The following is a 13,369-nucleotide window of genomic DNA, read 5'->3' as shown; positions in this document are numbered from 1 at the left end:
TGAAAGAGTGAAAAAGACGCTCATGTCGTTTGCTACCGTCGGTGCGCTGTCCTCGTCCGCTCTCATGCTGGGCATGATGCCGGCGACGGCCTGGGCCGGCACGCAGTCGTGCGCGAGCCTGGTCGGCTCGTGGGGCAACCAGCTTGGCTCGACGATGAACATCCAGTCGGTCGATCCGGTGACGGGCGCGATCACCGGCACCTACCGTTCGCCGTCGGGCACGAGCGGCCAGCAGTTCCCGCTGGTCGGCTGGACCAACACCGCGCCGGCGCAGAACGGCCAGGACAACGTCACGGTGGTGTCGTTCGCGGTGAACTGGGGCAACTACGGCACGGTGACGTCGTGGTCGGGGCTGTGCCGCACGCAGAACCAGGTGCCGACCATTTCTGCGCTGTGGCATTTCGCGCAGTCGAACGCGCAGTTCACGTGGAGCCACGTGCAGACGGGCCAGGACGTGTTCAGCCCGTCGACCGCGCGCTGAAGCAACGCGACCGGCGCGCGCCCGCTCAAGAAGCAGGCGCGCGCGCCGCCGTGGCGCGGCATCATGCATTCCCGGCTTCCCCACGCCGCGCCGTCAGGCCGGCGCGGGCGAACGCCGGCGGCGCGCGCGAGTGCGCCCACTTTCCGGATTCATCAGCAGGGAGACGATTTCATGGCGTCAGCCGCGGAACTGAAACAGAACGCATCGCTGTATTTCCTGGCGCTGGGCGCCTTTGCCATCGGCACCGAAGGATTCATGCTCGCGGGGCTGCTGCCGATCATCGCGAAGGATCTGTCCGTCAGCCTCGCGGCGGCGGGGCAGCTCGTCACCGTCTTTTCGCTTTCCTATGCGATCAGCTCGCCGATCCTGACGACGGTCAGCGCGGGCGTCAACCGGCGGCGCTTCCTGATCGTCGCGCTGCTGTGCTTCACCGCCGCCAATTTCGCGGCTTGCGCGTCGCCCGGCTATCTGTCGCTGCTGGCCGCGCGCGTGCTGCTGGCCGTGTCGGCCGGCCTGTACATGCCGAGCGCGAATGCGCTCGCCGGCTCGCTCGTCGCGCCGGAGCGCAGGGGGCGCGCGCTGGCGACCGTCCATGGCGGGATCACGATCGCCGTCGCGCTCGGCGTGCCGCTCGGCGCGTGGATCGGCGGCCACTTCGGCTGGCGCGCGACGTTCGCCGGCATCGGCGTGCTGTCCGCGATCGTGACGCTCGGAGTGGTGGTCGGCCTGCCGCGCGGGATCGGCGCGAACCTGTCGGTGCCGTCGCTCGCGCAGCGCGTCGCCGTCGGGCGGCAGCCCGCCGTGCTGGTCACGCTGCTCATCACGACCCTGTGGGCCGCGGGCATCTGGACCATCTACCCGTATCTCGCGCCGTTCCTGACGGGCCGCCCCGGCTTCAGCGGCGCGCAAGTCGGTGCCGTGCTGCTGCTGTACGGCGTGTTCGCCGGCATCGGCGTGTTCATCAGCGGCCGTGCGATCGACCGCCTCGGCAGCGGCAAGGTGCTGATCGTCTGCCTGGTCGTGATGATGCTGTCGTACGAGAGCCTGACCGCCAGCGCGCTGCATCTGGAACCCGCGCATGCGCGCATCGCGATCCTGGTCGCGATCGCCGCATGGGGAGCGGCTGGCTGGGCTTTCAACCCGGCCCAGCAGACCAAGCTGATCGGCATCGCCGGCCTCGACGTCGCGCCGGTCTCGCTGTCGCTCAATTCGTCGTTCACGTATCTCGGCTTCGCGCTCGGCGCGGCGCTCGGGTCGTTCATCGTCGCGTATAGCTCGGTGGCAGACATCGGCGCGATCGGCGGGCTGTGCGAACTGGCCGCGCTGCTCATCACGCTGGCGGCCAACCGCCATGCCCGGCGCGCGGCGACGCGCGTGCACGTCGCGGTTCCGGCCGCCGCCCCGCGCGCCGAACGCTCGACGCAGCCGTGACACGGCGCGTACGTACGGCAACGAAGGAGACACCATGAGCCGGGAAGCGATCAAGTCGCTGTACGACAACGACCGGGCCGCCCCGGCGCCGTCCGAGACGTCGCGGCCGTTCACGGTGCTGGGCGTGCATCACGTTGCGATCGGGGGGCCTGACAAGGCGCGCCTGACGAATCTGTGGGTGAACCTGCTGGGGCTGTCGGTGGCGGAGCGCTTTCGCAGCGATGCCGAGAACGTGGACGAGGACATCCTGGTCGCGGGTGCGGGCGCCGGGGCCGTCGAGATCGACCTGATGCAGCCGCTCGACCCGGCGCGCAAACCCGACGTGACCCGTCCCGCGCTCAACCATATCGGCCTCGCCGTCAGCGACCTCGATGCGGCCGTCGCGTGGCTGGCCGCGAAAGGCGTGCGATTTGCCGACGGCGGGATCCGGCGCGGCGCGGGCGGTGCGCGCGTCGCCTTCATTCATCCGGCAGCCAGCGCGCAGTTTCCGCTGGGCGGTGAAGGCGTCCTGATCGAGCTCGTGGAGGCCGTGTCGGCTGTCGGGCACGACGCCCGCGACGAACGTGTCCGGCATCCGGCGTAAACAGCGCCGTCACGTCACCCGAAGTCTCACTGGAGGAACACCATGGCTGACAATCGAGATCCGGGCGCGCCGGCAGCGGCGCCGAACCTCGCGGTGCTGCAGCGCGAGATGGAGCAGATCCCGCTAAAGCCGTTGTATACCGCTGCTGACACAGCGGGGCTGCCGTTTCAGGACGCCTTGCCGGGCGCGCCACCGTATCTGCGCGGCCCGTACGAGACGATGTACACGACGCGTCCGTGGACGATCCGCCAATACGCGGGCTTTTCAACTGCGCAGGAGTCGAACGCGTTCTATCGCAACGCGCTGCGGGACGGCGTAGATGGAATCTCGGTCGCCTTCGATCTGCCGACCCATCGCGGCTACGACTCGGACAATCCCCGCGTCGCCGCCGATGTCGGGATGGCGGGCGTCGCGATCGATTCCGTGGAGGACATGAAGGTCTTGTTCGACGGCATACCGCTCGACAGGATTTCGGTTTCGATGACGATGAACGGCGCCGTGCTGCCGATCATGGCCTGCTTCATCGTCGCGGCCGAGGAGCAGGGCGTCGCGGAATCCGCGCTGACGGGAACGATTCAGAATGACATTTTGAAAGAGTTCATGGTGCGCAACACCTATATCTACCCCGTGCGCCCGTCGATGCTGATCACCACCGACGTGATCGAATACTGTGCGACCCGCCTCAAGAAGTTCAATTCGATTTCGATCTCCGGCTACCACATGCATGAGGCGGGCGCGTCGCCGACGGTCGAGCTGGCGTTCACGCTCGCCAACGCGCGCGAGTACGTGAGGAGCGTGCTGGCGCGTGGTCTCGCCTTCGACGAATTCGCGAGCCGACTCAGCTTCTTCTTCGCGGTCGGCATGAACTTCTACCTCGAGATCGCGAAGCTGCGCGCCGCCCGCCAGCTCTGGTGGCAACTCGTCGGCGAGTTCAATCCGGCCAGCGAACGCTCCCGCATGCTGCGCACGCACTGCCAGACCTCGGGGTGGTCGCTGACGCGGCAGGAGCCGTACAACAACGTGGTGCGCACCACGATCGAGGCAATGGCGGCCGTGTTCGGCGGCACCCAGTCGCTGCATACCAACTCGCTCGACGAGGCGATCGCGCTGCCGAGCGAGTTTTCGGCGCGCCTCGCGCGCAACACGCAATTGATCATTCGCGAGGAAACGCAGATCCCGAGCGTGGTCGATCCATGGGCCGGATCGTACATGATGGAATCGCTGACCCAGGATATCGTCACCCAGGTCACGCAGGTCATGGACGAGATCGAACAGCTCGGCGGCGTGATCGGCGCGATCGAATCGGGCTGGGCCAAGCGCAAGATTGCCCACGATGCGTCGCGCAAGCAGGCGCGGATCGACGCGAACGTGGACGTGATCGTCGGCGTCAACAAATACCGGCCCGCCCCCCCGGACTGCGAGACCAGGGTGCGCAGGATCGACAACAGCGCGGTGCGCGGCGAACAGGTCGAACGCTTGCGGCGCCTGAAGGCGACGCGCAGCCAGCGCGATGTCGATGCCGCGCTGGCCGCGTTGCGCGACGCGGCCGCACGCGGACAGGCCGACCGCGGCCGGCGCAACCTGCTCGATGCGGCGATCCAGGCGGCTCGCGTTCGCGCGACGGTCGGCGAAATCTCCGCCGCGATCGAGGCCGTGTGGGGCCGGTATTCGGTTCGGACGGAGGTGCTCGCGGGCGTCTACGAACGTGAGTTCGCGAACGATGCCGGATGGCAACGGCTCGTCGCGGAGATCGCGCAGTTCTCGGCCAGGCACGGTGGTCCGCCGCGCGTTCTGATGGCGAAGCTCGGCCAGGACGGACACGACCGTGGGATCGGCGTGGTGTCGGGCGCCCTTAAGGATCTGGGCTTTTCCGTCGTGACGGGAACGCTGTTCCAGACCGCCGAGGAAGTGGTCCGGATCGCGTCCAGCGAACAGGTTCACGCGATCGGCATCTCATCGCTGACGGCAGGGCACGGGGTCTCGATTCCGGCCCTGATGGACGGCATGGACCGGCATCTGCCGTACCGGCTGCCCGTCTTTCTCGGCGGCGTGATTCCCGACTCGGACCATCCGGAACTCCGTCGTCTCGGCGTCGCGGACATCTTCGGCCCGGGAACGCCGATCGTCGATTTCGCGTCGATCATGCTGCGCCGGATCGAAGCCGAACTCGGCGCGCGCATGGCCCCGGACCCGCGGCCGGCAGGCCGGACCGATTCGCTGCCCGTTGCCGACACGATGTCCGGCTGATCCACGGCGGCCTGCCGGTTGCGGCGTCGGCGCCCGATCGATTCGTCATGACATCGGGGCCTGGACCGTCGGGCCGGCCGCATCCCGGGATGAGATTCACGAAATGAATGCCGAGCGATTCAAAAGATAAATTTCAGGAAGATCTCGACACTCGATATGCTCGGCACACCTGATCCGTTCGGCGACGGAGCCAGATTATCCTCGTCGCCAGCGCGGCGGCGTGATTGTCAATGCGGAGTTGTTTCATCCGCCACAGCCGAGCGCATGCCACAAAATCCGCGCCTGAATCTGGTAGCTTGACGGGCATGCCCGAAATCCTTGCGACGTCCATTACGAATAATTCTCAATATGACATTACGGATTGGAATTCCTCTTGAGACAACCACCGGGGAACGGCGCGTAGCGACGGTTCCCGACGTGGTCGAGAAGCTGGTCAAGCTCGGGTTCGCGGTGGCCGTGCAAAGCGGTGCCGGTGCCGGCGCGAACTTTGACGACGACGCCTATCGCGCGGCCGGCGCCGAGGTCGTGGCTTCAGCCGCCGAACTTTGGTCCGGCAGCGATATCGTCCTCAAGGTGCGCCCGCCGAGCAGCGAGGAAGTCGCGCTGATGCGTGACGGCAGCACGCTGGTCGGCTTCGTCTGGCCGGCGCAGAACCCCGAACTGATGCAGCAGCTGGCCGCGAAGCGGGCCACGGTGCTGGCCATCGATTCCCTGCCGCGCACGCTGTCGCGCGCGCAGAAGATGGATGCGCTCACGTCGATGGCCGGCGTGAGCGGCTACCGCGCCGTCATCGAGGCGGCCCATGCGTTCGGCCGCTTCCTGAACGGCCAGGTCACCGCCGCCGGCAAGGTTGCGCCGGCCAAGGTCTTCATCGCCGGGGCCGGCGTGGCGGGGCTGGCTGCCATCGGCACCGCGGCCAATCTCGGCGCGATCGTGCGCGCCAACGACACGCGCGCGGAAGTGGCCGACCAGGTCAAGTCGCTCGGCGGCGAATTCGTCAAGGTCGACTACGAGGAAGAGGGCTCGGGCGGCGGCGGCTACGCGAAGGTGATGAGCGAAGGCTTCCAGCAGGCGCAGCGCGCGATGTACGCGCAGCAGGCCAAGGACGCGGACATCATCATCACCACCGCGCTGATTCCCGGCAAGCCGGCACCGAAGCTCATCACGGCCGAGATGGTGCAGTCGATGAAGCCGGGCAGCGTGATCGTCGACATGGCCGGCGAGCAAGGCGGCAACTGCGAGCTGACGGTGCCGGGGGAGGCCGTGGTGCGCCATGGCGTGACCATCGTCGGTTACACGGATCTCGCGTCGCGCCTGGCGCGGCAGTCGTCGACGCTGTATGCGACCAACCTGCTGCGCGTGATCGAGGAGCTGTGCAAGGCGAAGGACGGCACGATCAACGTCGACTTCAACGACGACGCGATCCGCGGCCTCACGGTCATCAAGGAAGGCAACGTGACCTGGCCGCCGCCGCCGATCAAGCAGGCAGCCGTCGCGCCCAGGCCGCAAGCGGCCGCGCCCGCAGCGGCCGCAGCAGCGAAGTCGAAAGGCCATGGCCATAGCGGCGAGCCGATGTCGGCCAAGGCGCTGGCCATTGTGTTCGCGATCGGCGCACTGGCGTTCCTGCTGGTCGGCCAGTTTGCGCCGGCCACGTTCCTGTCGCATTTCACGGTGTTCGTGCTGGCCTGCTTCGTCGGCTACATGGTGATCTGGAACGTCACGCCGTCGCTGCATACGCCGCTGATGAGCGTCACCAACGCGATCTCGTCGATCATCGCGATCGGCGCGCTGGTGCAGGTCGCGCCGCCACTGGGCGACGCCGCGGCAGGCGACCGGCCGTCGGGGCTGATCCTCGGCCTGGCGGTGGGTGCGCTGACGCTCACGGCCGTCAACATGTTCGGCGGCTTCGCGGTGACGCGCCGCATGCTGGCGATGTTCCGCAAGTAAGGAGACGACAACGATGACTTCCAACCTGACTACCGTCTCCTATATCGGCGCGGCCATCCTCTTCATCCTCAGCCTCGGCGGGCTGGCGAACCCCGAGACCGCGCGCCGCGGCAACCTGCTCGGCATGATCGGCATGCTGATCGCCGTGCTCGCCACCGTACTCGGCCCGCGCGTGTCGGCCGAGGGCATTCCGTACGTCGTGGCCGCGCTGGTCGTCGGCGGCGCCGTCGGCCTCTACGCGGCGAAGAAGGTGCAGATGACGCAGATGCCCGAGCTGGTTGCGCTGATGCACAGCCTGGTCGGCCTGGCGGCCTGCCTGGTGGGCTTCGCCAGCTACATCGATACGTCGGTGCAGTTCAGCGGCGCGGAGAAGGCCATCCACGAAGTGGAGATCTACGTAGGCATCCTGATCGGCGCGGTGACCTTCGCGGGCTCGATCATCGCGTTCGGCAAGCTCTCCGGCAAGATCGGCGGCAAGCCGCTGCTGCTGCCGGCACGGCACTGGCTCAACCTCGCCGCGCTGCTGGTGGTGATCGCCTATGGCCGCACGTTCCTGCATGCGGAGACGATCCAGGACGGCATGACGCCGCTCATCGTGATGACGGTGGTGTCGCTGCTGTTCGGCGTGCACATGGTGATGGCGATCGGCGGCGCGGACATGCCCGTCGTGGTGTCGATGCTCAACAGCTACTCGGGCTGGGCCGCGGCGGCCACCGGCTTCATGCTCGGCAACGACCTGCTGATCGTGATCGGCGCGCTGGTGGGCTCGTCGGGTGCGATCCTGTCGTACATCATGTGCCGCGCGATGAACCGCAACTTCATCAGCGTGATCGCAGGCGGCTTCGGCACCGGCAGCGGTGCGCCCGCGGCGGCAGGCGCCGGTGCGCAGCCGGCCGGCGAAGTGGTGGCGGTGAGCGCGCTGGAGACGGCCGAGATGCTGCGCGAGGCCAGGAGCGTGATCATCGTGCCCGGCTACGGGATGGCCGTCGCGCAAGCCCAGCACACGGTGCATGAACTCACGAAGGTGCTGCGCGAGAAGGGCGTCGACGTGCGCTTCGCGATCCATCCGGTGGCCGGCCGCATGCCGGGGCACATGAACGTGCTGCTCGCCGAGGCGAAGGTGCCTTACGACATCGTGATGGAGATGGACGAGATCAACGGCGATTTCCCCGAAGCCGACGTGTCGATGGTGATCGGCGCGAACGACATCGTGAACCCGGCCGCGCAGGAAGATCCGGCCAGCCCGATCGCCGGCATGCCGGTGCTGGAGGTGTGGAAGGCGAAGACGTCGATCGTGATGAAGCGCAGCATGGCGTCCGGCTATGCGGGCGTCGACAATCCGCTGTTCTACAAGGACAACAACCGGATGCTGTTCGGCGACGCCAAGAAGATGCTGGACGAGGTCTTCGGGGCGTTGAAGGCCTGAGCGCGGCGACGTGCCATGTGCCATCCGCCCGCAACGCATCGCATGATGCGTTGCGGGCGGATGCGCATTTGAATTGACGAGGGCGCGTGCTCACGCGACCCCGGCATGACCGGTTTGCTTCGGCGCCGTCTCGATAGTCCGATGGACTGATCCCGTGAGTCCGGCGAAACGCGCGGCTGAAATTGGCGACATCGGTAAAGCCGAGCCGGTACGCGATTTGGGAAATCGGCAGCGTCCCCTCGATCAACAGCTGCTGCGCGCGCGAGTTGCGTACGTCGACTGCAAGCTCGCGGCAGCTGTTTCCTTCCTGCTTCAACTCTGCGCGAGGCGGTCGCGCAGGAACTCGATGAAGCGCTCCACGCCGGAAGGCGGCCAACTGGTGCAGGTGCTGATGACGGCACTGCAGGGCTGAAACGCCGATAGGGCGAGAGCTGCCTCTGAGCGCTCAATTAAGTGTTTATACGAATGCCGATATCGATATCCCCTCGATCCAATATTTCATTGGAAGGTTATCGGACTTGTTCATAGACTGATGCGGGGCATGCAGACCGGGCCGGCCGCACGCGCCAGCCCGGTTCGCATGCCCCGACCCGCATCCGCGCCACGCAGAACCACAACAGCGCAGCGGCATACAACGACATCATCGGAGACGGACCATGACATTCTTCAGGAAGCTGACGGCCGGCGCGCTCGTCGCCGCGGCGACGGTGTGCGCGCACGGCGCGTTCGCGCAGCAGAAGCCGATCACGCTCGGGTTTTCGCAGGTCGGCGCGGAAAGCGCGTGGCGCACCGCGAACACCGTATCGGTGAAGGGCGCGGCGAAGGACGCCGGCATCAACCTGAAATTCTCGGACGCGCAGCAGAAGCAGGAGAACCAGATCCGCGCGATCCGCTCGTTCATCGCGCAGAAGGTCGACGTGATCGCGTTCTCGCCGGTCGTCGAATCGGGCTGGGAGCCGGTGCTGACCGAAGCGAAGGCCGCGCACATCCCGGTGATCCTGACCGATCGCGCGGTCGACGTGAAGGATCCGTCGCTGTACGTGACGATGATCGGCTCGGACTTCCTCGAGGAAGGGCGGCGCGCCGGTCACTGGATGGAAGAGCACTACAAGAACGACGCGGGCCCGATCAACATCGTCGAGCTGCAAGGCACGGTCGGCTCGGCGCCGGCCAACGATCGCCGCGCGGGCCTGCTCGAAGTGATCAAGAACAATCCGAAATTCAAGGTGATCGCGTCGCAGAGCGGCGACTTCACGCTCGCCGGCGGCAAGCAGGTGATGGAAGCGTTCGCGAAGACCTACGGCAAGCAGATCAACGTCGTCTACGCGCACAACGACGACATGGCGCTCGGCGCGATCCAGGCGATGGAAGAGGCCGGCATCAAGCCCGGCAAGGACGTGAGCGTCGTGTCGTTCGATGCGACGAAGGGCGGCTTCCAGGCGATGATCGCCGGCAAGATCAACGTCGACGTCGAGTGCAGCCCGCTGCTCGGCCCGCAGCTGATGAGCGCGGTGAAGGACGTGGTCGCCGGCAAGCAGCTGCCCAAGCGGATCGTCACGAACGAGACGGTGTTCCCGATGAACGTCGCGGCGCAGGTGCTGCCGACCCGCAAGTATTGATGTCCCGCGCGGGCGGCGGCGCGGCTGCCACCCGCATCGCAACCGTTTCGACGGAGGGGTCATGACGCAATCGCCGGTGGTCGAGATGACCGGCATCGACAAGGCATTTCCGGGCGTCAGCGCGCTGCAGCGCGTGGACTTCCGGCTGTTTCCCGGCGAGATCCATGCGCTGATGGGCCAGAACGGCGCGGGCAAGTCGACGCTGATCAACGTGCTCACCGGCGTGCATGCGCACGACGCGGGCGAGATTCGCGTCGGCGGCCGGCCCGTGCGCTTCGGCGCGCCGCGCGAGGCCGAGGCGGCCGGGATCCAGACGCTCTACCAGGAAGTGAACCTGTGCACGAACCTGTCGGTCGCCGAGAACATCTTCGCGGGCCGGCAGCCGGTGCGGCGCGGCGCGATCGACTGGAACGCGATCCATGCGCGCGCGCGCGCGGCGCTCGCGGAACTCGACCTGTCGCTCGACGTCACGCGCTCGCTCGATGCATATCCGATCGCCGTGCAGCAGATGGTCGCGATCGCGCGCGCCGTTTCCGTCGACGCGCGCGTGCTGATCCTCGACGAGCCGACGTCGAGCCTCGACGACGGCGAGGTCGCGCGGTTGTTCGACGTGCTGCGCCGGCTGAAGGCGTCGGGCATCGCGATCCTGTTCGTCACGCACTTTCTCGAGCAGACCTATGCGGTGTCCGACCGGATCACCGTGATGCGCAACGGCGAGCGCGAAGGCGAGTACCTGGCGCGCGACCTGCCGGTCGACGCGCTGGTCGCGAAGATGACCGGCCGCGAGCGGATGTCCGACGCGCTGCGTGCGGGGGCGGCGGCCGCCGTTCCCGCCGCCGGCGCGGCCGCGCCGTTCCTGTCGATGCGGCAGGTCGGCCGGCGCGGGATGATGAGCGCGCTCGATCTCGACGTGCGGCCGGGCGAGATCGTCGGGCTGGCCGGGCTGCTCGGCTCGGGGCGTACCGAAACCGCGCAGCTCGCGTTCGCCGCGGAACGCGCGGACACCGGCGCGATCGAGATCGACGGCACGCGCACGCGGCTCGCGTCGCCGCACGACGCGGTGCGGCACGGCATCGCGTACTGCCCGGAGGACCGCAAGAAGGAGGGCATCGTCGCCGCGCTGTCGATCCGCGAGAACATCGTCCTCGCGCTGCAGGCGCGGCGCGGCTGGTGGCGGCTGATCGGGCGCGCGCGCCAGCGCGAGATCGCCGAGTCGTACATCGCCAGGCTCGGCATCAAGGCTCGCGACGCGGAGCAGCCGATCGGCCTGCTGTCGGGCGGCAACCAGCAGAAGGTGCTGCTTGCGCGCTGGCTCGCGACCGACCCGAAGCTGCTGATTCTCGACGAACCGACGCGCGGGATCGACGTCGCCGCGAAGTTCGACATCATGGAGCGTGTGCTCGCGCTGTGCAGGACCGGGCTCGCGATCCTGTTCATCTCGTCGGAGATCGGCGAGGTCGTGCGCGTGAGCCACCGGATCGCGGTGCTGCGCGACCGGCGCAAGGTGGCGGAACTGACCGGAGCCGACGCGACCGAGGAGCAGGTTTACCGGCTGATTGCGGGAGGCCAGTCATGACGCCGCTGCGCAGGCTGTTTCGTCATTCGCTCGCGTGGCCGGTGCTGACGCTCGCGCTGCTGTTCGCGCTCGATGTCGCGCATCGTCCGGGCTTCCTGTCGATCGCGCTGCTCGACGGCCACCTGTTCGGCGCGCCGATCGACATCCTGAACCGCGCGGCGCCGCTCGTGATCGTGTCGCTCGGGATGACGCTCGTGATCGCGACGCGCGGGATCGACATCTCGGTCGGCGCGATCGTCGCGATCGCCGGCGCGGCCGCGGCGATCGTGCTCGATGCCGATCCTGCGCGGGTCGGTGCCGCGCTGGCCGCCGCGCTCGGCGTCGGCTTGCTCGCGGGCGCCTGGAACGGGCTGCTCGTCGCGTTTGTCGGGATGCAGCCGATCATCGCGACGCTGATCCTGATGGTGGCCGGCCGCGGTGTCGCGCAGTTGCTGACGGGCGGCCAGATCATCCCGATCGGCGCGCCCGGCTACCTCGCGCTTGGCGGCGGTTATCTCGCGACGGTGCCGTGCGCGGTGTGGATCGCCGTCGCGACGATCGCCGCGACCGCGCTGCTGGTGAACCGCACGGCGCTCGGGCTGTTCATACGCGCGATCGGCGTGAATCCGGTCGCGACGCGGCTCGTCGGGCTGCGCGCGGGCGCGGTCGTGTTCGGCGTGTATCTGTGTTCGGGCGTGATGGCGGCGCTCGCCGGCATCCTCGCGAGTTCGAACGTGCGCAGCGCCGACGGCAACAACGCGGGGCTGCTGCTCGAACTCGACGCGATCCTCGCGGTGACGCTCGGCGGCACGTCGCTGCTCGGCGGCCGCTTCAGCCTCGCCGGCTCCGTGCTCGGCGCGCTGATCATCCAGACGCTCACCTACACGACCTATTCGATCGGCGTGCCGCCGGAGGCGACGCTCGTCGTCAAGGCGGTCGTCGTGATCGTCGTGACGCTGATCCAGTCGGAGGCGGCGCGCGCGCTCGTCGTCCGGCATGCGTCACGGCTGCTGCCTTCCGCGCGTTCGCGCGCCACCACCGGAGCGACGCCCCGATGACCCGATTCCTTGGCCGGCTCGCCGACCCGCGCACGCTGCCGATCGTCGTGACGATCCTGCTGTTCGTCGCGCTGTTCGGTTTCGGGTCCGTGATGTACACGGGCTTTTTCTCGATGCAGGTGCTGACGGGGCTGCTCGTCGACAACGCGTTCCTGCTGATCGTCGCGATCGGGATGACGTTCGTGATCGTGTCGGGCGGGATCGACCTGTCGGTCGGCTCGGTCGTTGCGCTGACAACGATCTTCTGCGCAGTCGGCGCCGAGCGGCTGCACTGGCCGGTGTGGGTCATCGTGCCGCTCGTGCTGGCATTCGGCACGCTGTACGGCGCGGCGATGGGCGCGCTGATCCATTGTTTCCGGCTGCAGCCGTTCATCGTCACGCTCGCGGGGATGTTTCTCGCGCGCGGCGCGTGTTTCCTGATCACGACGCAGTCGATCACGATCAACGAGCCGACGTTTCATGCGATCGCGGGCGTCAGCGTGCCGCTCGGCGGCGGCACGCTGAGCGCGGGCGCGCTGATCGCGCTCGCGACGCTGGCCGCGGCGATCTACGTCGCGCATTTCACGCGGTTCGGCCGCAACGTGTATGCGGTCGGCGGCAACGAACGGTCGGCGCTGCTGATGGGCCTGCCGGTCGCGCGCACGAAGATCGGCGTCTACGCGCTGAGCGGCTTCTGTTCGGCGCTCGGCGGCGTGGTGTTCACGCTGTACGTGCTGTCGGGCTACGGGCTGCAGGCGCAGGGGATGGAGCTCGACGCGATCGCCGCGACCGTGATCGGCGGCACGCTGCTCACGGGCGGCGTGGGTTACGTGATCGGCTCGGTGTTCGGGGTCGGCATCCTCGGCACGATCCAGGTGCTGATCACGTTCGACGGCACGTTGAGCTCGTGGTGGACGCGGATCGTGATCGGCGCGCTGCTGTGCGTGTTCTGCGTGCTGCAGCGGGTGATCGAGCGGCATGCCGCGCGGCGGCGCACCGGCGGCACGGGGCTGGGCGAGCGGCCGCGGCCGGCGCGTGTCGAA

At 67.9% G+C, this 13,369-nt stretch carries 9 protein-coding genes and 2 pseudogenes; 10 read left to right on the top strand and 1 reads right to left on the bottom strand.

The annotated features are described in order from the left end of the window. Positions 1 to 7: 7 nt before the first annotated feature. From WT26_RS02445 to pntB, 6 genes are all read left to right on the top strand, one after another. The gene (locus WT26_RS02445; RefSeq protein WP_059716679.1) at positions 8 to 481 is read left to right on the top strand and encodes an avidin/streptavidin family protein; all 474 of its coding nucleotides are present in this window, start codon (positions 8 to 10) and stop codon (positions 479 to 481) included. Between the two features lie 171 nt (positions 482 to 652). Beyond that, complete coding sequence (locus tag WT26_RS02440; RefSeq protein ID WP_059586661.1) at positions 653 to 1,912, top strand: MFS transporter; 1,260 nt, start codon at positions 653 to 655, stop codon at positions 1,910 to 1,912. Positions 1,913 to 1,946: 34 nt separating this feature from the next. Continuing rightward, positions 1,947 to 2,495, top strand: a complete 549-nt coding sequence (locus WT26_RS02435) for a VOC family protein (protein ID WP_059716700.1) — start codon at positions 1,947 to 1,949, stop codon at positions 2,493 to 2,495. A 42-nt stretch (positions 2,496 to 2,537) separates the two neighbouring features. Further along, on the top strand, positions 2,538 to 4,742 hold the full coding sequence (gene scpA / locus WT26_RS02430) for a methylmalonyl-CoA mutase (RefSeq protein ID WP_069269626.1): 2,205 nt from the start codon (positions 2,538 to 2,540) through the stop codon (positions 4,740 to 4,742). Positions 4,743 to 5,090: 348 nt separating this feature from the next. Further along, positions 5,091 to 6,689: a Re/Si-specific NAD(P)(+) transhydrogenase subunit alpha gene (locus WT26_RS02425; protein WP_069272097.1), complete on the top strand. Its 1,599-nt coding sequence runs from the start codon at positions 5,091 to 5,093 to the stop codon at positions 6,687 to 6,689. 13 nt (positions 6,690 to 6,702) lie between these two features. Continuing rightward, entirely contained in the window at positions 6,703 to 8,115 is a 1,413-nt protein-coding gene (gene pntB / locus WT26_RS02420; RefSeq protein ID WP_069272096.1) for a Re/Si-specific NAD(P)(+) transhydrogenase subunit beta, read from the top strand. Between the two features lie 175 nt (positions 8,116 to 8,290). Here pntB and WT26_RS38310 read toward each other — a convergent pair. Then, positions 8,291 to 8,431: pseudogene (locus WT26_RS38310) on the bottom strand (helix-turn-helix domain-containing protein); the annotation flags it as partial. A gap of 340 nt (positions 8,432 to 8,771) precedes the next feature. Between WT26_RS38310 and WT26_RS02410 the strand changes: the two are divergent. From WT26_RS02410 to yjfF, 4 genes and pseudogenes are all read left to right on the top strand, one after another. Then, on the top strand, positions 8,772 to 9,734 hold the full coding sequence (locus WT26_RS02410; RefSeq protein ID WP_059523966.1) for an ABC transporter substrate-binding protein: 963 nt from the start codon (positions 8,772 to 8,774) through the stop codon (positions 9,732 to 9,734). Between the two features lie 61 nt (positions 9,735 to 9,795). Further along, positions 9,796 to 11,310, top strand: coding sequence for a sugar ABC transporter ATP-binding protein (locus tag WT26_RS02405; RefSeq protein WP_069272094.1), 1,515 nt, complete (start codon positions 9,796 to 9,798; stop codon positions 11,308 to 11,310). After that, positions 11,307 to 12,347 (top strand): ABC transporter permease, encoded by a 1,041-nt coding sequence (locus WT26_RS02400; protein WP_069272093.1) that lies wholly within the window; start codon positions 11,307 to 11,309, stop codon positions 12,345 to 12,347. Before WT26_RS02405 ends, WT26_RS02400 begins: the two co-directional genes overlap by 4 nt. Further along, positions 12,344 to 13,363, top strand: a pseudogene (gene yjfF / locus WT26_RS35130) (galactofuranose ABC transporter, permease protein YjfF); the annotation flags it as partial. The gene WT26_RS02400 and the pseudogene yjfF, both read left to right, overlap by 4 nt. Positions 13,364 to 13,369 lie beyond the last annotated feature (6 nt).

The organism is Burkholderia cepacia (assembly GCF_001718835.1).
Classification (GTDB): domain Bacteria; phylum Pseudomonadota; class Gammaproteobacteria; order Burkholderiales; family Burkholderiaceae; genus Burkholderia; species Burkholderia cepacia_F.
The sequence above is the reverse complement of the archived record's forward strand: the minus strand, read 5'-3'. Positions and strand labels throughout refer to the sequence as shown.